The 25,439-nt window shown below is 49.0% G+C and carries 6 protein-coding genes; 5 read left to right on the top strand and 1 reads right to left on the bottom strand.

The features are described 5' to 3' along the window. The first annotated feature begins 175 nt into the window (after positions 1-175). From purL to AC3RV5_RS16465, 3 genes are all read left to right on the top strand, one after another. Positions 176-4,069 carry a phosphoribosylformylglycinamidine synthase gene (purL, locus tag AC3RV5_RS16475; RefSeq protein ID WP_489728681.1) on the top strand — a complete coding sequence of 1,298 codons (3,894 nt, stop codon included), beginning with the start codon at positions 176-178 and terminating at the stop codon, positions 4,067-4,069. 339 nt (positions 4,070-4,408) lie between these two features. Next, positions 4,409-4,621: a hypothetical protein gene (locus AC3RV5_RS16470; protein ID WP_489732242.1), complete on the top strand. Its 213-nt coding sequence runs from the start codon at positions 4,409-4,411 to the stop codon at positions 4,619-4,621. 467 nt (positions 4,622-5,088) lie between these two features. Continuing rightward, positions 5,089-6,990, top strand: a complete 1,902-nt coding sequence (locus AC3RV5_RS16465) for a M1 family metallopeptidase (RefSeq protein ID WP_489728680.1) — start codon at positions 5,089-5,091, stop codon at positions 6,988-6,990. 306 nt (positions 6,991-7,296) lie between these two features. Here AC3RV5_RS16465 and AC3RV5_RS16460 read toward each other — a convergent pair whose 3' ends face one another. Beyond that, positions 7,297-8,061, bottom strand: coding sequence for a hypothetical protein (locus tag AC3RV5_RS16460; protein WP_489728679.1), 765 nt, complete (start codon positions 8,059-8,061; stop codon positions 7,297-7,299). 523 nt (positions 8,062-8,584) lie between these two features. Here AC3RV5_RS16460 and AC3RV5_RS16455 point away from each other — a divergent pair. Together AC3RV5_RS16455 and AC3RV5_RS16450 are read left to right on the top strand one after the other, a co-directional pair. Further along, a complete protein-coding gene (locus AC3RV5_RS16455) occupies positions 8,585-10,276 on the top strand; it encodes a ShlB/FhaC/HecB family hemolysin secretion/activation protein (RefSeq protein ID WP_489728678.1) in 1,692 nt (563 codons plus the stop codon). A gap of 15 nt (positions 10,277-10,291) precedes the next feature. After that, entirely contained in the window at positions 10,292-25,438 is a 15,147-nt protein-coding gene (locus AC3RV5_RS16450) for a two-partner secretion domain-containing protein (protein ID WP_489728677.1), read from the top strand. The last annotated feature ends 1 nt before the right edge of the window (position 25,439 follow it).

Genomic DNA, 25,439 nt, shown 5'->3' with positions numbered 1-25,439 from the left:
AACAAATTATCGATTTTCATCCAGCTCTTTATTATTGCTGGAAATTTGATTTACTGGTACTTAAGTGCTTATCAATTCTAGTAAATTCAGTATATAATCCTGCGCTTAAAAATTTCCCGAAAATCGGTTTGCCATCACGATAAGTGGGCGAGCCCTGCAACTTGGTGACTACCTTATGCTTGTCCTGCGCGGCGCTCCAGCCCTTTCTGAATTTCGTAGTAAAAAATTGATGCAATCTATTGCTGGCCTTAATCTGCCTGTGAACGATCTGTTTGCCGAATTTGTGCATTTTGCGCGTTTATCTGAGCCTTTGAGCGACCATGAGCAGGAGGTATTAAATAAACTACTAACCTATGGGCCAAAAATTGCCCGGCAACAACCCCAGAGCCAGGCATTAGTTGTGATCCCCAGGCCAGGCACGATTTCACCCTGGTCTTCCAAAGCGTCTGATATCGCTCACAATTGCGGATTGCAAAAGGTTGTCAGGTTAGAGCGTGGCTGCGTGTATTACATCGATTCAAACGAGTTGTTAAGTGACAGCCAACTGGCCCAGTTAAAAACCTTGTTGCACGACCGCATGACCCAAATTGTGATCAGCGATGTGCAGGCCGCCGATGTATTATTTAACCATGACACACCCAAACCCGTGACCAGTATCGACATTATCAATGGCGGACGGGATGAGTTGGTGAACGCAAACTTGCGTTTGGGTCTGGCCTTGGCTGAAGATGAAATTGATTATTTACTCACGAGTTTTAATAGACTCGGCCGTAACCCCCACGATGTAGAGCTGTATATGTTTGCCCAGGCAAACTCTGAACATTGCCGGCACAAAATTTTTAATGCGGATTGGACCATCGACGGTGAAAAACAGCCAAAGTCCTTATTCAAAATGATCAAAAATACCTATGAACTATGCCCGGATTTTGTGCATTCAGCTTATTCCGACAATGCCGCCGTGATGGAAGGCAGCTTTGCTGGCCGTTTTTTCCCCCAAGCCCAAAACAACCAATACCTTTACCATCATGAAGATATCGATATTTTGATGAAGGTAGAGACCCATAATCACCCCACCGCCATTTCACCTTTCTCTGGCGCAGCTACCGGTTCAGGTGGTGAGATCCGTGATGAGGGGGCGACGGGGCGGGGCTCAAAACCCAAAGCCGGATTGGTCGGGTTTTGTGTTTCCAACTTGAAAATCCCCGGTTTTGAGCAACCCTGGGAAGTGGATTATGGCAAGCCTGAGCGGATCGTGACGGCTTTGGATATCATGCAGGAAGGCCCACTGGGTGCCGCAGCCTTTAATAATGAGTTTGGCCGCCCGAATATTTTGGGTTATTTCCGCACTTACGAGCAGCAGGTCAACAGCTTTAACGGGGTGGAGGTGCGGGGCTATCACAAACCTATTATGTTGGCTGGTGGGCTGGGCAATATTCGCAAACAACATACCCAAAAAGGTGAAATTACCCTGGGCGCCAAGTTAATCGCCTTGGGCGGCCCGGCTATGAACATTGGTTTGGGCGGCGGGGCTGCGTCATCTATGGCGTCCGGTGAATCCTGCGAGGATCTGGATTTTGCCTCAGTGCAAAGGGGCAACCCGGAAATGGAGCGCCGCTGTCAGGAAGTCATAGATAAATGTTGGCAGTTGGGTGAAGACAACCCCATCCAGTTTATTCATGATGTGGGAGCGGGGGGCCTGTCCAATGCGTTTCCTGAATTGGTTAACGACGGCGGACGTGGTGGGAGCTTCGATCTGCGCAGCGTGCCAAATGACGAGCCAGGTATGACACCCCTTGAAATCTGGTGTAATGAATCCCAGGAACGTTATGTCATGTCAGTTGCCCCAGAAAATCTGGCTACCTTTGCCGATATATGTGCCAGAGAACGGGCTCCTTTTGCGGTGGTCGGAGAAGCCACAGAGCGACGACATCTCATGTTGGATGATAGCCATTTTGCCAACAAACCCATAGATATGCCTTTGGATGTACTGTTGGGTAAAGCGCCCAAAATGCATCGAGACGTGGTGTCTAAAACAGTGCACAGCGAGCCGTTGGACTTGGCCCATATCGATTTGCAGGAGGCCGCCAAGCGCATCCTGTGTTTGCCTGCTGTAGCCGAAAAAACCTTTCTGATCACCATAGGCGATCGCTCGGTAACGGGTTTGGTTAATCGGGATCAGATGGTCGGCCCCTGGCAGATACCCGTGGCGGATGTCGCTGTCACCGCTTCGGCCTTTGATACCTATCAAGGAGAGGCCATGTCACTGGGAGAGCGCACGCCTGCTGCGTTGTTAAACTACGCAGCCTCAGCGCGCCTGGCAGTGGGCGAAGCCTTGACCAATATAGCCGCGGCGGATATCGGCGACTTAAAACGCATCAAACTGTCGGCCAACTGGATGGCGGCCGCAGGTCACCCCGGGGAAGATGCAGGTTTGTATGCGGCGGTTAAAGCCATTGGTGAGGAGTTATGTCCGGCTTTAGGTTTAACCATTCCCGTGGGTAAGGATTCGATGTCGATGAAAACCCAGTGGCAAGAAGATAGTGGTGACAAAGCCGTGACCTCACCTTTGTCCTTGGTGATCACCGCCTTTGGTGCGGTCCAGGATATTCGTAAAACCCTGACCCCTGAACTTAATACCGACAAGGGCGACACCTTGCTGATGTTAATTGACTTGGGTGCGGGTCAAAACCGAATGGGTGCCTCGTGTTTAGCTCAGGTTTACCAGCAGTTAGGTCAAAGTACGCCTGATGTAGACTCTCCTGAAATACTCAAAGGTTTCTTTCTGGCCATCCAGCAGTTGCTGCACGAAAAATGTTTGTTTGCGTACCATGATCGCTCTGATGGTGGCTTGTTCACAACCGTTGCCGAAATGGCCTTCGCTGCTAATACTGGGGTGGATATTGTGCTCGATACCCTTGCGGGGGATGATCTCAGCGCGCTCTTTAATGAAGAACTCGGTGCGGTCATTCAATTTGATGCCGGCCAATTGGCACACGTACAGGAGGTGTTTACGCAGCATGGCCTGATGGATATGTTACATGTAATTGGCACCACTAATGATGACGATCAAATCCGTTTTAGCCGTAACAAGCAACGGGTATTGCAAAACAGTCGTGGGTTTTATCGTAACTTGTGGGCGCAAACCACCCACCAAATGCAAAGTATGCGTGACAATCCAGTGTGTGCCGAACAGGAATTAGCCAGCAAAAACGACGCCCTGAATCCCGGTTTACACGCCAAGTTGAGTTTCGATATTAACCAAGATATAGCTGCTCCTTATATTGCTAAAGGTGTGGCACCTAAAATTGCCATTTTACGAGAGCAAGGGGTTAACTCTCAGGTGGAAATGGCGGCAGCCTTCGACCGCGCAGGGTTTACTGCAATAGATGTGCACATGAGTGATGTGTTGGCAGGGCGAGTGTCTCTGGACGAATTTAAGGGGCTGGTAGCCTGCGGCGGTTTTTCATACGGTGATGTACTGGGAGCGGGCGAGGGTTGGGCGAAATCGATCTTGTTTAACCCCGTGGCGCGGGATCAATTCGAGGCGTTTTTTGCCCGTAATGAGACCTTTACCTTAGGGGTTTGTAATGGCTGTCAGATGTTATCAAATTTGAAACAGCTGATCCCGGGCGCACAGCACTGGCCGCATTTTGTCACTAACCAATCAGAACGGTTTGAAGCCAGGGTGGCCATGCTTGAAGTCAACGCCTCACCGTCTATTTTATTTGCAGGCATGCAAGGTTCACGTATTCCTATTGCCGTTTCTCATGGTGAAGGACGCGCGGAATTTGCCGCTGCTAATGGGCTGCAAACCATGCAAGAAAGTGGCACTATTGCCCTGCAATATGTAGACAATTATGGTCATTTAACCCAACAGTATCCCGCAAACCCCAATGGTTCTCCCCTGGGGATTTCCGGTTTAACCAGTGCCGACGGTCGAGCCACTATCATGATGCCCCATCCCGAGCGGGTATTTAGAACAGTGGCAAATTCTTGGCATCCCGCTGATTGGCAAGAAGATAGCCCCTGGATGCGTATGTTTCGTAATGCACGGGTATATCTAGGCTAAAAGTTGACAAAAATAACCCCGTGCAGGGGTTATTTGATATGAAAGACAGCCCAATAGCCAGGTATTCAAAGGCCTGCGGTCGGCTTTAGCGGGAAACACTTATTTGTCAAAGGTGAAAATATTAATGGCGTTGCTGGTCTTTTTACGGCAGTTATTAGGCTATTTTCAGTTATTTTGAGTCAATTCTTTGATTTAATTAAATAAAACCTTGTATCGCGGATAATATCTGATTATTATTTGCTCGTTTGTTGACAGGACGTTGCAAATCTGATTGTTAATAAATTATGAGAACGTTATGAATATCAGTACAAATTTTAATGAAAATAATAAGAGACGTTTATGAATCGTTCATCGAAAGGTTTTGGTTTGGCCGGTGTGCTAGCCACTGTAGTCTTTTTGATTGTTGCAGCCATATTTAGTGCGTCTGCAAAATCTCAGACCTTTGACTCATGCATGCTGAGCAAACATGGATCTGCAAACCAATTAAGCCCACGTCAGATCAGTCTGCTCCAGGTACGCCTGTTCCAGGTATGCCTGGCGAACAAAAAATAGTTAATAAACCAAAGCCGTTAGTGGGTTATTGCCAGCCTTTGTCACTCGTTACTTAGGGGGTGCTGACTTTTTTGCATAATCTCTGCTGGGGCTGTTCTTGCGAAGCGGGACGCTCGCGGTAGTGAGAAACATCGCTTCTATCGCCTCAACATTTATAAGCTCTGAGTAAACTGCCGTTCACTACACCCAAAAAAATACCCAAAAAATTCTTATCTCGCGTGTTTAATGCCTAAATATACCGCTTGGAACCCAAATATAGCCATACTCCCGACTGGCAGTTAAAAAGCCCACAGAAAAGCTGTTTTTCGTCGTTATTAGCGTTTTGACTTGCCAACTGCCAAATAGGCTAGAGAGCCTGAGGGTAACATTCACTGTACATGTGTTTACATGGTTCAATGAGGGCTTACTGTTCTGTTCGCTTGCAGAGTATGCAACAATTTATCCGATACCCTAAAACAGGAATAATAATGAGACCGACATTTTTAATAACCACCATTTCTGCGCTATTGCTTATCAGCGGCTGCTCAGACAAAGAAGTTGCCGTGCAACCTTTTAACTCAACTCCCTCTACTGAGGCGGTCACCACTGACAAGGCGCTGGAGGTGGGTAAAGATTATCATTCGTTTGCTAACCCCGAGGTGATGAAAACCACCCATTTAGCGCTGGATTTGAATGTTGATTTCACCCAAAAAGTTATTTCAGGCGATGTACAAATCAGCTTTAAGCGCGTGCAGCCAGGCGCCAATACCTTAATCCTGGACACCCGAGATCTGACAATTAATGGCGTGACCGCAAACGGTGTACCCGTGCCCTATACCCTTGTCAAAGAAGATTCATTCCTGGGCGCGGCCTTACAGATCACGGTTCCTAAAGAAGCAGATAAAGTCACCGTTTCGTACCATACCTCTCCCCAGGCGACCGGTGTGCAGTGGTTAACCCCGGCGCAAACCGCAGGTAAAAAACAGCCGTTTTTATTTACACAATCTCAGGCGATCCATGCCCGCAGTTTTATGCCGTTGCAAGACTCCCCTCAGGTGAGGGTAACGTACGAGGCGATCATTCATACACCTAAGGAATTGCTGGCGGTGATGAGTGCGTCCAACGATCCAGATACAGCCCGTGACGGTGTGTATGAGTTTTCTATGCCTCAACCTATACCCGCATATTTAATCGCGTTAGCGGTGGGCGATTTGCAATTTAAACCTATGGGCAAACGTACAGGCGTATATGCTGAGCCAGCTTTGCTGGATGCCGCGGCTGAGGAATTCTCTGATACCGAATCCATGTTAGAAATGACCGAAAAAACCTATGGCCCCTATCGTTGGGATAGATACGATTTACTCATTTTACCGCCATCTTTTCCCTTTGGTGGCATGGAAAACCCGCGTCTATCCTTTATTACCCCGACAGTTATTGCCGGTGATAAAAGCCTGGTTTCGTTGATTGCCCATGAACTGGCCCATTCCTGGTCAGGCAATACGGTTACTAACGCCACCTGGCGTGATCTGTGGTTAAACGAAGGCTTCACTACCTACCTGACCTATCGCATCATGCAGATGGTCTACGGCGACGAGCGTTACGCCATGGAATCGGTATTGGGCCAGCAAGACTTGCAGGCGGATATTGATTCGCTGCCAGACAGTGACGAGATTTTAGCCATTGATCTTAGAGGCCGGGATCCCGATGTGGTTTTTAGTAATATTCCCTATGAAAAAGGTGCACTGTTTTTACGCGAACTGGAGCAAAAAGTCGGGCGTGAGAATTTTGATGCCTTCCTGCTTGAATATTTTGAGCACTTTGCCTTTCAGAGTATCACCACAGATCAGTTTATCGATTATCTGGGTAGCACCTTGTTAAAAGACTACCCTCAACAACTGTCTGGCAAACGTATCCAGCAGTGGATTTTCGAACCAGGTATTCCGTCAGGGGCACCCGTGGCCGAGTCTGATGCGTTCACTGAAGTTGATGATGCACGTAACAACTGGTTAGCAGGAGAGATAGCCGCCGATGAAATCGAAAGCGACGACTGGGTCGTGCACCAATGGTTATATTTTTTAAATAATATGCCAGAACAACTCACCCAGGCTCAACTTACTGAGCTAGATGACGTGTTTAATCTTACCCAGAGCAAGAATAATGAAATTGCGCATAGCTGGTTATTGATGGCGGTGAAGAACTGGTATCAGCCAGCCTTACCACGGGTGCATAGTTACTTGGTTAGTATCGGACGAAATAAGCTGGTTAAACCCATCTATAAGGCGTTATCACAAACCCCTAAAGGCAAAGAATTAGCCCGTAAGGCATTCGCCGAAGCTAAGCCGGGTTATCACCCGTTGACGGTTAAAGCTAATGAAGGCTTTGTGGAATAAGCCGAAATAGTCGAAAGGGACAGCGCGTAGTACAAATAGGCCGGGAGCCTATTTGAACGTCCATCGGACGGCCGTTAGGTGAAGCGCAGGGATAGCGCGTAGTACAAATAGGCCGGGAGCCTATTTGAACGTCCATCGGACGGCCTTTAGGTGAAGCGCAGGGATAGCGCGTAGTACAAATAGGCCGGGAGCCTATTTGAACGTCCATCGGACGGCCTTTAGGTGAAGCGCAGGGATAGCGCGTAGTAAAAAGGAGACCCGATGGTCTCCTTTTCAGTGCTAGAACTAACATCCATTAAGAGGGGATTATGGCGCTGAACCCTGGGGACTGCTGTTTAGTTTCTGTTCTGCGTCTTTACGCCATCTTTCAAGTTGATTTAAACGGCTGGCAAGGTCGTTGTTTGCCAAGGCGGTAGACATAAGCTTTTCGCGCAAACTGGCTAATTGTTGATCCGATTCATTGGCTGTCTGTTCTACTTTCCTCAATAAAGTCGACATTTTTTCCGAGGCTTTTACGTTAAAATCCAGTTGCTCCTGAAGCAAACCTATAGTGGTTGCATTCACGTCATTTTCACCTTTTACCGCACTAATGCTTTGTGCCAGTTGGGTATTCTGGGATTTCAGGCTGGCCGTTAAATCCTTTATTTCTGACTGATTCTTGCGCCATGCTGAAGCCCATAACTTATCCATTTGCTCCCACAGATCTTGCGTTTTATCACTTAACTCAGTGACCCTGACTTGCATGGCCACCGCAGACTCGCCCATTTCCTCCCCTGTGGCGGATAATCGGCGTTCGAGCTCACTGATCCGCTCTTGTGCTTTGATGACAACTTGTTGTTGAAGTTGCATATTGTAAAAGCCATAACCTATAGCCCCTGCCAGCAGAATAACGAAAAACAACACTGCTAACCAGGATGGGCCGCCAGTTCTGCCCTGTTTACCAGGTTTTACGGTTTTATCCACGTTAGGGGATTTCTTGGCGCCGACAGAACGAGCGCGGTGATAGGAATCAAGATCATCTTTATCCAGCACAAGTGACGGCATTTCGTCGTTATTTTTATCGGTCGACATAAACGTTGGGTGATCCTTTGCGAGTAACTTAAAAAGGATTATACCTTTGATCTTGAGGAAATTACCAAGTGTGTATTTTCCTCCCGTTTTTTTTGGCTGAAGGAAAGGTTTTAAGTCGGCAGATAATTGGCAAGCGACACGTTTACGATGTCTGTCCAGAAGGAATGGATATCCATTACCCAGATAAAATATAACGCTAAATAGTAGATATAACTGCGGTTGGTTAATTGTGGCATAAACGTGCAAACAGGTTTAAAAATACATTATTAATTCATACTGTCTATGTACATCTACCACGGTCTACTATTGATTAACTTAAGTTCTTCGAGCAGTTGAAGTGCCTCTTCAAAAATTGCATTACGCTCTTTACATTGCCTTTAGTAAGCATGGGATTTTATACCTTTGTATGAGTATAAATGCTCCCAAATAAAGAAAAAAACTTTCCTTATGAGTTCTGCGCCGTAGACTATTTTAGCTCGAATAATAGTCGAAAAGTGTTGATTCTTTAGGAGATGGTAGGGAAATGTGCGGATTAAGGACGATTTACATCGGTATATTGCTGTCTGCTTTTTCTTTACCATTGTGGGCGCAAGCGCAAACTATTAGCAATCATGAAAAACAAATCAAACAAGGCAATGACAGACTAAATCATCAAATCGATCCTTTGTTGCAACGCCAGAATGTGTTTCTGCAAGAAAGTTACACCTCTGTGGAGCAGGGTTCTCAAGTCGATGATAATGCGGATACCTGCTTTGCTATTCAAAAAATTATTATTGAGGGGGCAACACTCCTTCAAACAAGCGTTGTTAAACGAATAACCAACGCCTATGAGAATAAATGCCTTGGTTTACAGAAAATTAATGGTCTGGTCGCGGCGATTTCTAACCTTTATCTTGAAAGCGGTTTTGTCACCAGCCGCGCCTATGTCGTCCCTCAAGACCTATCCGAGGGTATTTTGCAGATTGTGGTGCTTGAAGGGGTAGTAGAGGCACTACATGGTGATGGTTTGAACGCGACTCAGTTGCAAACGGCTTTTCCAATTGAGTTACATGAAGTGTTGAATCTTCGTGACTTGGAGCAAGGCTTAGAAAATCTCAATAGCTTGGGGCAAAATCAAGCCAAACTAGAATTGGTACCCGGGGTTGAGCAAGGCGGCAGTATCGTCAACATCCAAAATCAGTTTTCTAAGCCATGGCACGGTTCGATTGGGGTTGATAATACCGGTGTCAAAGAAACCGGGAAATATCAACTAGATGCTAACTTTCTATACGATAATCTATTTGGCCTAAATGACAGCTTTGTCGCCTCTGCATCGTCTAATGTAGGAAAACATGAATTACCACAGGCTACGTCTCGCAGCTATTCGCTATCAAACTCCATCCCCTATGGTTATTGGTTATTCAGCTTAAATAACAGTTTTTTTGAGTACGAGCAGACAGTGATGGGCGAAAGTGTTGATTTTTTGACTCATGGCTCATCGTTTAACTCTAGCCTTACTAGCAAACATACCTATTATCGCGGGCAAGCAGATAAACTTGATCTAGCGCTGACGCTGACCCGCAAAGAAAGTCGCAATTTTATTGAAGACATTTTTTTAGACACCTCCTCTCGCGTAATTTATGTCTGGGATGGCTCGGCTCAATATGTGCGTTTTGTTACCTCTGGCAGTGTAGATGCAACCTTTCACATTAATAAAAGCGTTGCTTGGTTAGATGCCACACAAGAATTAGCTGGCGCAGAAAACGATTTTCAATTTACTAAATATTTGTTTGATTTTGGCTTCAATACGCAATTTCAACTCAACCAGCAAGCCGTTGGCTATTCCGTCAAGTTATATCTTCTGTACTCCCCCGAAATCATTTTAGCTTCAGAAGGCATTACTGTCGGTGGCCGTTACTCGGTGCGTGGTTTGTCGCAAGGCAGTTTATTTGGCTATCGAGGAGGTTACGTTAGAAATGATTTTAGCCTGCCTTTTGAAACATCTTGGCCAGTGTTAAATCGCCTGCGTTTGCAGTTAGGGCTTGATGCTGGCAGTACGAATGTACAAGGAGTCAGTGGGCAAGATAACGAGTGGGTTGCCGGCGGTTACTTAGGGCTGGTTCTTTCTGATGAAAGATTAATGGTGACACTTTCTTATGCTAGAGCCCTGCGCACCCCGGATTTTTTGGATACTCAGCAACAGGAAATAGATTTTTCCGTTCGTTTAAGTTTTTAAAGGACTGCCATCACTATGTTTACTACCAATATCCAGCGCCAAACAGCTCGTGCTCTAGTTTATATTCTATGTTTCAACCCTGTACTGGTAGCAGCAAAAGGTATTGAAAGAATAGCAAGTGAGGATCCTACCGACAGGAGGGAGGCTGCTTTACGACTGGCCAGTTCGTTTGAAGCCCCTGTCAGTACCAATATTGTCATTGGCAATTTTACGCAAAATAGTCGCCAGCCTGGTAGCAGGCTATCGGCCAACGGCACCAGCGTAATTGATATAGTCGAGCCAAGCCTCGCCGGGGTATCTCATAACCAATTTAATCAGTTTAATGTCTCAGCCAATGGCGTCATTCTCAACAACAGTGCGGCGCCCGCCATATCCGTATTGGGAGGCTGGACAGACGGTAACAGGCGTCTGGCTGGGGGCGCGGCCAATATCATTCTGGCCGAGGTAACCGGCTCTGGCATATCGTCACTATTGGGTTATACCGAGATCCTCGGCTCTGCCGCTGAGTTTGTGCTGGCCAATCCCAATGGCATTAGCTGTAACGGTTGTGGTTTTATCAATACCCCTAGAGTGGTGTTTGCTACTGGGACACCCGATATGGTGAACGGCAACTTACAGGGGATCAATGTTAGTGGCGGGACTGTCGCCTTCGAGGGGGAAGGGTTAAATGCTAGCAATATCAGCAAGTTTGATATTGTCACCCGGGCAATGCAACTGAATGCCGCGCTGTATGCCAATGAGATCAATATTGTTACCGGGCAGAATTATTACGATTATGCCAGCGGGAAAGTCACCGCGAGCACCTCCGATACATCGGTAAATCCGCTGCAATTTGCACTGGATGCCTCAGCGCTTGGAGCCATGTATGCCAATAGCATTACATTGCTGGGTACCGAAGCCGGGCTTGGCGTGCGCAGTGAAGGCCTGATCAATGCGGTTAGCAGTCTTGAACTAACCGCAGAAGGAGAATTACGCCTCAAAGACACCATTAGCCATGGCAGCCTCAAGCTGCAATCTGTCAATGACGGATTGGTAACCAGTGGCACAACTTACGCCCAGACAGTCAATATAGACGTTAACCAACAATTGGTGAATACCGGCAGTTTAGCCGCTGTTGAATCGATAACTCTGGCAGCAGGTAGCGTTAGCAACCAGGGAAATGTAGTGGCGGGGCTGGATGCTGATGGCAATGTTGATGCCAGCGGTGAGCTAAGTATTGCGGCCGACGACGTGCTAATAAGTGGTGGCCAAGTGCAAGCGGGCAATATTCAGCTCAATGCGGGAACTGTGCAGTTAATCGAAAGCACAATATATCAGTTCGGGCAGGACGGAACGCTGCACTTAGAGGGCAAGGATATTGCCATTGAAAGTGGGCAAGTGATCGTGGATGGCACAGCCTTACTACTGGCCGATTCCTTTGCCAATAATGGCGATTGGCTATTGCGCGGCGGCGCCACGTTTACCACTCAAGCCCTGGCCAATAGTGGCGCCATGGAATTTCATGCTGCCAGCCTGTTGCAAGTTGACATGCTGGAAAATAACGGCGTCATACAATTTTTGGCGCAAAGCATTCCTGAGCTAAATATTGCTGATGATTTTACCAATCAAGGGGTAATTCAGTTTAGTAGCAACGACGTTTTACTTGAAACTGAGTTAATGAGTAATGATAACGGTACGATTTACCACGCCGGTTTAGGGGAGTTCACGATCCATGCCGAGCAATCAATAAGTAATGTCGCCGGTCAGATAATCAGCGATGGCTCGCTGGCGTTAACAACAGCACAACTCAACAATCAACTCGGTAGCTTGCACGGGGCAGAACAATTGGTGATCACCAGCGCAAATCTGGGGAATGTTGGTGGTCATATTAGTGCCGACAGTATAACCATTAATGCCAACCAATTTGATAATTCAGCGGGGCAATTGACAGCTCAACAAGTAGATTTGCACGGCGATACATTATTAAACAGCGCGGGAGTGATTTGGGCTACGGGCACAGGAATTGAGACGCTCAGCCTTGACTATCAAACTGCTATAGATAATAGCGCTCAGGGCTTTATCCACAGCGCAGGCCAAAACCTGCACTTCAGCACGTTGAACCTCAATAACGAGGATGGGCAAATTCAGTTGGCGGGCAATGGTCAGTTGAAAGTGGAAAACGTTGAGCTGCAAAACACCAATGGCAGTATTGCCTCCAACGGCGATCTGACTCTGGATATGGCGAGCTTACATAATCAAGGCTTACTGTCGGCTGTAGGCCAACTCGCCATCAGCGCCGATGAAATTAACAATGATGGTGGCGCCATACAGGCAGGGGGAGACTTATCTCTCATTACCGGCGAGCTGTTTAACATGGGCGGGCAGATTGTGTCCGACAGTCAATTATCAATTGCCACGGATGAGCTACAAAACACGCTACAAGCAGAGATAAGTGCAGTAACGGTCAGTATTAATAGCGCCAGCATTTACAACGATGAAACCTCAGTTCTGCAGGCAAACGAATTAATAATTGCATCGACTAGCCTAGAAAATCAGGGTTTGGTCCAGGCTCATGAAGGGATGCAGTTAACGCTCGAGCAGTTAGCCAACAAAGAAACCGGACGTATTCAAAGCGCTGATTTGCTCATCACTGCACCTGAGTTAATCAATCAGGGGCAAATACACTCCGGCAATACAATGGTACAAAGCCAAATGCTAGTAAACAGTGGTGACTGGTTGGTGGCTGAATATCTTGAGCTTACCACCGAACAACTAGACAACACTGATGGGCTGATTGAGGCCCAGCAAGGTGCGCTTATCAGCACTGACAGCCTAATTAATCAGGCAGGGCAGATATTACTGCTCGGCCAACAACAGCAGCAGATTAGCGCCACTACTAGCCTGGATAATAGTCAGGGTGAGATTGCTTTAAATAGCGACGCTGGTCTACTAAGCGCAGCGCTACTACTTAATACCGGCGGTGATATCGCAGTCAATAACGCCGCTTTGCAGGTAGATAACCTGGATAACGCAGGGCAAATTCAAGCTATCGGTAGTCTGGACATAACCGGCAAGCAGCTGACATCTCAGGGATTGATTACTGCCAAGAGCCTAGTTACCAACGCAACACAACTGACCAACGCCGCGGCCGGACAGATGAATGCCAAAGTACTAACAGTCACCGCTGATGAGCTGGACAATCAGGGCATGATCTATGGCGATGATTTACAGCTCGTTGCTGGTACATTAAGCAATAGCGGCCGGATCAGCAGTGATCTTTCTGGCTACATAAGCGCCGACAGTCTGACTAACCAAGGCGGCGTTATCGATAGTGGCGGTCAGCTCAAGCTGGATATCGCCCAGCTCAATAATCACCAGGGGCAAGTCCAAGCTGAGCAGTTGCTGCTGACAAGCAAGGAACTGGATAATCGCGAGGGTACACTGTATGCCAGCCAGCTAACATTACACACCGAGCGTTTGCTCAATGAGCAGGGACGTATCACCGCCCAGCAAGGGCTCAATATCACTAGCGGTTTACTGGATAATAACCAGGGGGAAATCATCGGTGTTGGTGGGCAAGGAATTATCACCGCAGGCGACGTAAACAATGATCAGGGCCTGATCAGCCTACAAGGGGCTGGTCAGTTGGCAATAAAGGCACAAGCGCTAAGTAATAGCGGCGGAACGCTCACAGCCAGCAGCGATTTAGTGCTTGATGTGAGCACCCTGGATAATCAAGGTCTGATCAACGCCAGCCAGATGATTGCCAACACTATGCACCTGGTTAATCAGGGCGTGATGCAAAGCGACGAACTGCAGATCAACAGCACAGATATACATAACCAAGGGGTTATTTTAGCTACCGGCAGTGATGGCCAGGGCCTGAGCATTAATACTAGCGCAGTGTTGCAAAATGCCGGGCAGATAGAGAGCGCCGGGCAGTTATCGCTGATAGCTGAGTATTTCGACAATCATCTGGGCAAAATCTACGCCCAACAAGCCCTGCGCATAACTGGAGGAGAGTTGAACAACCAACATGGTCAGCTACAAGCCCAGGGTGATCTCGTCCTTGAGTTGACATCAATTGATAACCGCAATGGCGAAATAGCCAGCCAGGGCGAACTAGCCAGGATTAACCTAAGCGACACGTTGCAAAACCAAGAGGGGCAGATTTTACTCAGTAGCCTCAGCAGTGCGATTGCCGCAACTGACATTGTGCAAGGTGATGGCACCATCACCAGCAGCGGTGATTTGGCGATCAGCGCAGATAATCTCCATAACCTTGGCGGGCTGATCCAGTCCGAACAAGGATTAACCATTACTGCTCAGCAGCTAAGCAACCGGGGTGAAGGGGTATTAAGCGCGGCGCAGTTGAGCCTGAATACCAATACCTTGGATAACAATCAGGGACTGATTGAAGCGGCCAGCAGCATGAACATTGAGGCGGACCAACTGGTCAATCACGGCGGGCAAATCTTGGCCTTGGGCCAAGACTTTGGATTGACTGTCAGCCAAGAATTTGACAACAGTCAGCAAGGTTTACTGGAAATTCACAGCCAGGATGCAACGCTTAGCGTGATGCAGCTAAACAATCAGGGCGGCACGTTGGCCCACCTTGGGCAAGGTACAATGAGCATCCAAAGTGATGCAATGCTGAACAACCAATTGGGCGTGATAGCAAGTACAGGAGCGCTGGAGCTGGCGCTTAATGGGCAGTTGGGTGGTTGGGCACTGAACAACCAGCAAGGAACTATTCAAGCTACCAGCGACTTGCAGATCACTAGCCCCTACGCCATTGATAATACCAGCGGAGTGTTGCAGGCCCAAGGGCAGATGCAGTTACAAAGTGCAGACATTAACAACAGCGCAGGGCAAGTCTTAGCGGGCCAAGGCCTTAACCTACAAAGTAGCGGCCTTATCTACAATCAAGATGGCTTGTTGTATAACGCCCAGGGCAACGCCAACATCGAAGCCGATACACTCGATAACGGCAATGGGCTAGTGTTGCAACAGGCCCAAGAGCGTCTAAGTCTGACGCTGAAGCGTTTGTTTAATGAAGGTGAAATCGGTGTTTCTTCAGTGCTGGCCATCGAAGCTCAGCAGATCAATAACAGTGGTGTGATAGAGGCCGGTACAGCACAGCTACGCGCCGCCAATCTGCTTAACAGTGGCCAACTGGTGGCGGATCATATCAGCATTGATGCCGATGTATTAGACAACAGCCAAGGTATTCTGGCCGCCAAGGGGCAAACAGGGCAGGCGCTACAGCTCAGCGCTGATACACAGATCATCAACTATCAGGGTGTTATCCAAAGCCAAAGTGGAGATATGGTCTTAACCGGGCAAGTGGATAACCGCCAAGGCGAAATTTTACTGCTTAGCCAGAGCAGTTTACTGCTGGGTGAGCTGAATAACAGTTACGGCCAGGTATACAGCACAGGCGCGATAGTGAGCCAAGGGGCATTGAATAACGATGGCGGTGTGCTGCAAGCAGAACAGGCGCTGACAATCACCGCGAGTGCCTTGAGCAACCAGGCAGGTTTAATTCAAAGCGCTGGGCAATTGGCGATAGCAGCCACTAGCCTGAGCAATCAACAGGGTGAAATCTCCGCCACCGGCAGCCAATTTGCAATAACAGTAGCGAGCGAGCTGGACAACAGCGATAACGGCATCATGGCCAGTAGCGCTGACGATATGACAATCAGCGCCCAAACCGTCACTAACACTGGTGGTGTGTTAACCCAGCAAGGCGCCGGTGTATTGGTGATTACTAGTGGCGATATCAACAATGCTAACGGCAATATAAGCTCCCAGGGGAAGGTTGAGTTATCAGCCAATAATCTAAGCAATCAAGCTGACGGTCAGGTGGTCGGTGAAACTGTTGAACTGAATGTTAACGAGAGTATTGATAATCAAAACGGTGCCATTCAAGCCCAAAACCTGGCAATCAATGCCGCAACTGTTAGCAACAATAACGGTTTATTGTTGGCCCTCGGTACTGGCAATGATTCACTGACCTTAGCCGCCGATACGTTTAATAACGTCGGCGGAGTGTTAGAAAGTTATGCTTACGATCTAGCCCTGGATCAGTTGGGGCAGGTAAACAACAGCCAAGGGCAGATACGCCATTTAGGTGCAGGGGTGTTGCAGCTTGTTGCCCAAGACGGCTTTGATAACAGTGCCGGGGCTTTGCAAAGTAACGGCAGCATAGCGCTGGTAGCTCAGCAACTTACTAATAACAATGGGCTGATTTCCGCTGCCCACAATGCCAGTATCAATGCCAATAGTATTATTAATAACGCCGGCAGAGTTGAAGCTGTCACCGCGCTAACCCTGGATGCACAACAGAGTGTTACCAACCGCAACGGCCAACTGGTTGCCGGCCAACAGTTAAGTATCAATACAAATGGATTGCTCGATAACTACCGCGGCGCAATCCAGGCTGACCAGGTTAATCTATCAGCTAGTCAACTGACCAACACCCAAGGCGCTACCCAAGGAGCACAACTCACCTTGAATGCTGCCACCATCGTCAACGACGCTGGTTTGCTGCTGGCCAGTGGCAACATGAATAATGCGCTGAGCGTCACCAACCTCAATAGCTTGAACAATACCGGTGGCAATATCACCAGTTACGGTAATAGCTTGTCATTGTCACTGGCTAAGCTGAACAACCAAAACGGTGAATTACTTCATCTGGGGCAGGGGGATTTTACCCTGACCCACAGCGGTACATTACAAAATAGCGGCACTATTGCCTCGGCGGCGAATTTATCGTTATTAGCCACTGGGGTGAACAATCAAGGCAATTTGCAGGCGCAAAACACCTTAAGTCTGGATGGCGGGCTAACTAATGGCGCTGCCGGCAAACTAGTGGCAAGCAATATCGCCATCAATGCAGGCACGCATAATGTGATGAACGCCGGTACAATCTCCGCCACGGATTCCTTGGCTATTCGGGCCGGTAACCTGAGCAACACCAAGCTGCTATATAGCGCCGCCACGCTGGATTTAGCTGCGCTTAACATCACCAACAGTGGCACCCTTTCTGCCAACCACCTGTCGGCGGATTTTAGCGGTTTACAAAACCTGGGCAGGGTAGAGAGCGTAACGGCCAGCTACAGCGGCAATGAATTGCGTAATAGCGGTGTATTGATCAATAGCTCGACCTCAGCCAATTCTTTGCTGCTCAATGTTAGCCAATTAACTAACCAAGGCACCCTGTACAACAGCGGCGCTAACATGATCTTGGGTGGCAGCCTAACCAATAGCGGCACCTTGGTGCATGCCGGGGGCGGCACCTTAACCCTTGGCAATAACGGCAGTGTTAATATTGCCGGTGGTTCAGTTGCCACAGCCGGTACGGCGCAGTTTAAAGGCAGTGTAAGCGGCGCGGGCAGTGTCTTTGCCAAAAAAGCGATAAGGGTCGACACCACAGGCACCTTTACCAACAGCAACAGTACTTTGTACACCCAGGGCAATGTGCAAATCAATAGCGCCCTTAACAATCAAGGGGGCAGCCTGATTGCCGACGGTACCTTGGGGATCAATACCACTGGTGCGGTGATCAATAACAGCGGTGTACTGCAAGGCAATAACCTGAATGTGAACGCCGGTAGTATCAGCAACACCGGTGGCACTATTACCTCACTGGGCAGTGGCAGCGGCATGTTAAGCGCCGGCAGCATTAATAACAGTAGCGGTACCATCCAGTCCAACAACACCCACTTCAACATAATCACCACGAATGGTGGTGTAGATAATAGCAATGGTGAAATAAGCCACACTGGGAGCGGTAATCTTGTGCTCAGTAGCACCGGGGCACTGGTACAAAACAATGGCAGCCTTACATCCGCTGGTAATTTGAACCTGACAGTGGGCAGCCTTAACAATCAACTTGGAATGATCAGCGCCAAGAGTGTGGCGATTAACAGCCTTGGCAACCTAAACAATGCCAATGGAAAGGTGTTAAGTACAGGCGCGGGGAGTGCCAGTATTCGTGCCAATGCCTTGTATAATACCGATGGTTTGATTGCAGCCAATGGCAACGGCCTGAGCATAAGCGCAGGGGATCTAAACAACCGTAGGGGTGATATTTTGTTGGCCGGTAGCGGTACGTTGGCTATCACCGCCTCCGCTGTATTCAACGATGTGGTAGGCAGCAATATTAACAGTAACGGCGCGCTGAGCATAAATGGCGGCCGTGAAATTACCAACGCCGGGCAAATATCCTCGGCTGGTAACCTAACTATCACCGCAAGCGCCATAACCAATCAGGGGACCATGGCCAGTCGTAACGCCAAACTGGACCTGGATACTGGCGGCACCTTAACCAACCAAGGTAGTATTTCCGCTAAAACCGTGACCGATGTGACGGCCAACCGGGTTAATAACGCCGGCGGCCAAATCCAATCAGACGGCAGCGTTAACCTGATTGCTGCCAGTTTACCGGCCGTAGGTAAGGTGACAGGCGGCAATGTGAACGTTGATATTACGGCCGGGATAACGCTGTTTACGGGGGATATGTTCAGTGCCAGCAATAATTTAGTACTTAGCTCAGGCGCTGACATTAGCAATAATGGCACCTTGTCAGCCGGTGGCAATATGGCGTTAGCGGCGCGAAAGTTAACGAACTACACCGATATCAAGGCCAAGGGTAATAATCACCTGGATTTGAGTACTAGCCTTGATAACCAAGGCACCATCAGCAGTGATACTACCCTGACCGTCGACGCCAGCTTTATCACCAATAGCGGCACCTTGGCGGCAGCCAACACCCTGGATATCAATAGCAGTATTAACAACAGCAACTTGTTGTATGCCGGCAGTAATCTGAGCATAGATGGCTCAGTGACCAATAGCAGCAGCATTTTTTCTGCAGGCAACGCCAGTATAGTAGGCACGACCATAGACAATAATGCCGGGTCGATCTCGGCGGCCAATAACCTGGCGCTCACCGGTACCATCAATAACAACCGCAGTGGCACGACTAGTTTTAGCCTAGGGGAAACCACGGTCAGCACCCGTTATCCCTATGGGGACGAGTCCGGTTATGAGAGTGCTGGTCAAACGCGTAAACTTGAACATTTCAGTATAACCAAAGAAACTCGTACTACCACCACCTATGCCGCCACGTCAACAGGTCAAGCGGGTGTGATTGCCGCGGGTAATAACCTCAGCCTGACAGGCAATATTACCAATAACTACAGCACGATTTCAGCCGGCGGCGTATTAACTTTGGCGGGTACCGGCCTAACCAACAATACGGCACAAAACAAAGAAGTATCCTCAGTAGAAGTGACTGAGGAAAGTTGGACTTCTATTTGTTTACAGTTTAGTGAGATAGATAGATGCACTGAGCCGGATGGACTAAGTTATAATGGCGAAACGATAGTTGATACCTATAGCAAAACCACCTTTACCGGCGGCGCTTTGGGTACCATCGCCGCAGGCGGCGGCATCACCGGCAATTTGGTGGGCGCCATAACAAACGTCGAACTTAATCCAGAAGGTGTCGGTGGCCAAACGGTCGACACATCCGCCAGCGGCTCTAAGGGTACAGCAACGCGGGGCACCAATACCGGCACGCAAAGTGCCGCAGGCACCTCAGTAAAGCAAAAAAGTGGCACCGCCCGCAGCACAGGGGGCGCCCAACGCGCTGCCAGCGCAACCAGTAAAACGGCCATAAGCGGGGTGGCGTATGTGGCGGACAATAACTACGCAGGCCAGCAACAGGCCAGTGCCGCCGTCGCTGGGGCAACAGCTGTCATCGCCGGTCAAGCCGCCAGTAATGCACACACTACCGCACCCATCAATCGTGAAGATAAAAACTTCAACGATGATCTAACAAACACCCAGCGCAACCTCACGTCAGTAGACAAAACCGCAGCAGGCAATACATTGGCCCAGCGTCAGACCGTTAATACAGGCTCTGAGGCTGGGGGTAATGAGCTTGCAGATGTTGCACTTTTACCTGCTCAAATTGACCCTGTTGCCGGCTCAGGCAAGGTGCTAAGCCAAGATGAGCGAAGCTTGCTCAGTGCCAACGATGCCAATTTTGGGCAAACCTTGAATGATCCAGATGCGCTGCCCCCGGCCCAATTTGACGGGCAAAATACCCATGAGGGTGCGTTATCCGCTGATGTTGACCAGCTAAACATCAATGCTCCAAAAACTAACAACGCACCTGACATCACCCTGCCAACCGCTAGTGGCGGCTCCACAAATCAGCAGCAATCCGCACTGCCACTTGATGCCATGCCTAACCCGGAGCATATTTTCAAAAATATGACCGAGCAACAAGCCCAACAAGTAAAGGCCAATACCGACATCGCCCAAACAGCCCGCAAGCCGCTGGCAACAAACCCAGCTAATACTCAAGTCGGGCAGAATATTTTTATCAGCGACGAGCAGGTCAGAGTACTGACCGAAGACTTGGGGTTTGATCAAGCCCATATTCAGGCCGGCCAAGACGTGCTTTATGCCACTATCAGCCAAAATGATCTATTGGCCGATGGCGTGACCATCGGCTCAGCCGGGCTTATCGATATCCGCGCCGATGGCGGCATATATCTGGATGCCGGTATTCAGGGAGACGCCGGCTTGATCCTACGTACCGACGGCGCATTTACTGTTACCGCTACCGGCTCATTTGCCAGCGATACCCTCTTAGGCCTGCAACTGGGCGGCGATTTTACCAATACCCAGGATTTAACCAGTGAAACCCTGTGGTTAGATATAGGCGGCGACTTTACCAACAATGCTCTGGTGCAAGCTAATAGACTTGATATCACTACCGGGGGGGACTTGCTCAATAACCGTGCCCTAATCGCTAACGGTAATCTGAACCTAAACGCCGGACACAACCTGATCAACCAAGGCGGTGCGCTGATACAAGGCGCTGATGTGGCCTTAAGCGCCGGCAACGACATTATCAATCGTACCGAGTTTAGCCAACATACCGCCAGCCAAGCGGGTAAACACGGCACCAATAGCACTACGTACACCACAGTTGGGCCCGCGGCGCAGATTGTATCGACTAACAGTTTGAGCATGAACGCGGCACATGATATTGACCTGCAAGGCAGCCAATTAGCCGCGGCCAACAACATCAGCTTAAGTGCCGGTAACGATGTGTTATTAGGCGCAGTTGAGCGCACCAGCGGCAGCGAAAAATATTTTAAAGGCGGCTATGACATCACCGCCGACACCACCTATGACGTCGCCAGCCTGACAAGCGGCGGCAACCTCAGCGTGATGGCCGGCAACAACCTGCAATCCCATGGCGCACAATTTACCGCCAACGGCGATGTAAGTTTAGCCGCGGGTAATGAGTTGAATCTGTTAGCGGTGGTGGAGTCTCACGCCAGTAGCAGTAAAACCACCAAGAAAAAGACCTTCTCCAAGAAAGTCACCCTTAACGAGTCACAGCATGACGAGGTGCTTGGTAGCTCAGTAGTGGTGGGGGGCGATGTATTAATTAACGCCCAGAAAAATGCGGATGGCACGCTTGCCATCCAGCAAAGCGGTGATGTGAATATTATTGGCTCACAGTTGCAATCAGGCGGCGACACGGTTATTGCCGGTAATGACATTAACGTGCTGGCCCAAACGTATACCGATTATGAAATGCAATCGGTCAGTAAAAAAAGCTTTGGGGGTTTAAAATCTAAAGCCAAGCTGGATGCACAACAAACCCAGCAGTTAAGCGCCAGCCAACTGGTATCTACGGGTGATTTAACCCTGATTTCAGGGGATGATGTGACCATAGGCGGCAGTGAGTTATTGGCTGATGGGGATATCAATATCGCGGCCTTTGATGAGCTGCTCATCAGTGCTGGCGAAGAAAGTAGCCAGGTTGAGAGCCTGCGTAAAAAAGGCGGCTTGTTAAGTGGCGGCAGCCTATATTCCTCAAAAGAGAGCATGCAGGGTGAAACGGCGACCACTGCCTATAGCTCGTTGCTGGATGCCGGTGGCAATATCACTGTGGATGCGGGCAGCGCCGCCGTGGTGGGCTCAGATATAATCGCCGCCGGTGACACCGCCATCAACGCCGACATTGGTGACATTGAAGTGCTGGCAGCACAAGAAACCCTGGAAACCTACGCTCACGCGCGCAAAATCGATGTGGGTTTGGGTGATACCTTAAAAGGTTTAACCAACCCCAGTGAGCTCATTAAACAAGAAGACGGCCAACTCAAGCTCTCTATTGGCAATGCCAATTATACCGAAACGGATTTTGCTAGCAGCAGTACTACCCAGCAGGGCTCAACCTTAGCCGCCAATGGCAATCTCACTTTAGACTCAGTGGCGGATATCCGGGTGGAAGGCTCCGATATAATCGGTGATGCTGAGCAAAACGGCCAAGGCGCAGCCAGCCTGCTAGCCGGCAACGACCTCATCATCAAAGAAGCTGACAATACCTACAGTGAAACCACAGAACAAACCCAAGGCAGTGCCCAGCTAAGTGTGGTGGTGCAGCACCAGGCGGTCGAAGTGGTGAAGGCTGCTGTGGCAGTCGATGAAGCTAAAGACCAGTTAAAACAGGCCGAGCAAGATTACCGCAAATATGAAAAAGAGCGAGACCAGCTAACAGGCACACTCGCACAGCGAGAAGCAGAATACGCCAATAGCACACCAGGGGTGGATCACAACGATGTACTGGCGCTACGCGAATTACTGGCTGATGTGCAAGATGATGAAGCCTGGTATCGAGCGGGGTTGGCTACCGCCACCGCCAATGTGGTTTCCAAAAGCACCTTGTTGCTACAGCAGACAGCAACTGCGGCGCAAAGCACTGGCACTTATGGCTTTAATGCTGGCTTACAGCTGGATATAGACGCCAGCAAAACGGTTAGTCATTATCAAGAAACCACCTCACTGGCCTCAACCGTTAGCGGGGCGAATGTTAATCTAGTCAGCGGCCAAAATACTGAAGACGCGGCACAAATGCTGATTCAAGGCAGCCAGATTGACGCCACCGGCCAACTGAATATTCACACCGATAAGCTCAATGTACTGGCCAGTCGCGATACGACCAGCAGCACCTCAGAAGACCAGAGCGGCCATATCACGGTTGCCCAAACAGTGTGGGGGGCAGCGGGTGGCCCCACGGTAAATGCCAGCTATAACCGTAACCAAAGTAAAGACTCCAGCACCACTTACAACAACAGCACCCTGAGTGCCGATAACTTGACTATCAGCACCCAAGGCGATGCCAACTTTATCGGGGCTACGGTGCAGGCCGCCAACGATATGAGCATGAATATCGGCGGTAATTTAACCCTAGAGTCGGCGCAAAACCGCCAAAGCGGCAGCAGCAAAGGCGCGGGTATCAGCGGCGGCTTTGGTTTTGGTGGCGACAGTACAACCCATACCGGCAAGACAGCCGCGACCAGTGTTAATACTGTGGGCGATACCAGCGAAGGCGTGAGCAGCGTTAACGGCGGCATAAATGCCAGCAACAGCCGTTACAGCAACCAAGACACGCAGCTAAGCAGTATCACCGCAGGGGGCAAAGCAGACATTACTGTAGAGGGTAATACCCAGCTCACCGGGGCGCTGATTGCCAATGTGGACGCACAGGGCAACGACTTAGGCCAACTCAATTTAAGCACCGATAGCCTGACCTACACCAACCTCAGCAACACCGACTACAGCAGCGAACAAAGCATGGGGCTGAGCACCAGTGTCGGGGTAAGTGACTCTGCCAACCCCAACGACCCAAATCAAAGCAACACCGACCTGGCACTCAACAGCACTAACCTTGGTTACAGCAACACCAACAGCCAAAGCCTGGATAAAACGCTAGCCACGATTGGCCAAGGTAATATCAGTGTAGGCAACGAGCAAGACAGCACTGACCTGGAAGGATTAAACCGCGATACCGCTAACCTTGATAAAGAGATATATGACGTAGATCGCCAGCAAGGGAATATTGAGCTGACGGTTGACCATAGGTTGCTCAGTGAGGACGGTAGAAAGCAGATAGCAGAGGATGTGCAATCGATCCAAAAGGCAGCAGGTGAAGTGCTAATCGCTGCGGCCGACGGGGTTGAACAGCTCACCGATGCTTGGGGTATAACGAACTTGTCTCAGGACGAGTTAGTCGCCTTAGAGGATGATATTAACAATGCCTTACCGGCAGATTTAGCTGCAATCAACGTCAAGAGTGAGCAGCAAGCAGCTCAATTTGAGCAAGAAGCGCAACAACAGCTTGCTATGCAGCTTTTTGGGGAGAATGTTAAGCTCACGGATACGGTCACCGTGGTGGATGCCAAAGGTCAAACCGTTAGTATCAGTTATGGCGAGGTCATTGCTGATTTCTCCAACCGTGGCGTGGATGCCTTGCACCACTTTGTTGAGGTACTCGAAAGCGCAGATTTAGCCAGTGTATCAAACACCGATACCGTTGCCGAAGCGAAAGAGACCGCGCAGCTATGGTTAGACCGTTACAACGATAATAGTGAGTTATACGAGGCCCTGGAAAACTACGCATCAGGTCAGTTGATAGTGAAAATGGTGGCGGCCGGGGTTACCGACATCGCTCAAGCAACTGGGGTACTGAAGAGCACGGCTGAGACAGCAGGAACGTTGCAAGGTGAAGCGATAGTTACCCTGAGAAAACTTAAATCAGGGTTGGATAATCTAATTGGTACAGGGAGACCTAAGCCAAATGCTAATGGCACAAGTGATATCAATGGCAATGGCGAAGTGGACTTTTATGCAGGCACAGAAGTTTATGGTGTTAGCGGGGATTTCTATAAATATATTGCTAATACTATAACTCATGAGCCAACTAGCGGCTTAGAGCTGGCCATTGCTCCTGATAAAACGACAACTGTTCTTGGTAATTATATACTAGACATGAAACCTATTATTGATGATATAGGTTATCCTAAAACAAGTAATTTTGATGCAAAGCTTGGTTCGCTGAATATTTTAAATGTACCAGATGGTCAGTTCAAAAGTGCAGATCAATTTTGGGAGCAATATAACAAACCATTTTTGGATAATGCTATTAATCGTGGTGATGATATCGTGTTAGCTACGCAACCAAAAATAAGTCTATTGAAAAACGAAGAAACTGGCAAGTTAACGGGTTTTGGTAAGGAGTACGCATACTTAATACAGCATGGGTATACTTACGATCCTAAAACTAAGAAAATGACAAAAGGCAACTAAA

This window comes from Paraglaciecola sp. IT1134 (assembly GCF_058068185.1).
The sequence above is the reverse complement of the archived record's forward strand: the minus strand, read 5'-3'. Positions and strand labels throughout refer to the sequence as shown.

Coding starts and splice junctions, on each gene's coding strand:
- AC3RV5_RS16455 (WP_489728678.1), top strand. CDS start 8,585: ATGTGCGGATTAAGGACGATTTACATCGGTATATTGCTGTCTGCTTTT.
- AC3RV5_RS16450 (WP_489728677.1), top strand. CDS start 10,292: ATGTTTACTACCAATATCCAGCGCCAAACAGCTCGTGCTCTAGTTTAT.
- AC3RV5_RS16470 (WP_489732242.1), top strand. CDS start 4,409: ATGAATCGTTCATCGAAAGGTTTTGGTTTGGCCGGTGTGCTAGCCACT.
- purL (WP_489728681.1), top strand. CDS start 176: ATGCTTGTCCTGCGCGGCGCTCCAGCCCTTTCTGAATTTCGTAGTAAA.
- AC3RV5_RS16465 (WP_489728680.1), top strand. CDS start 5,089: ATGAGACCGACATTTTTAATAACCACCATTTCTGCGCTATTGCTTATC.
- AC3RV5_RS16460 (WP_489728679.1), bottom strand. CDS start 8,061: ATGTCGACCGATAAAAATAACGACGAAATGCCGTCACTTGTGCTGGAT.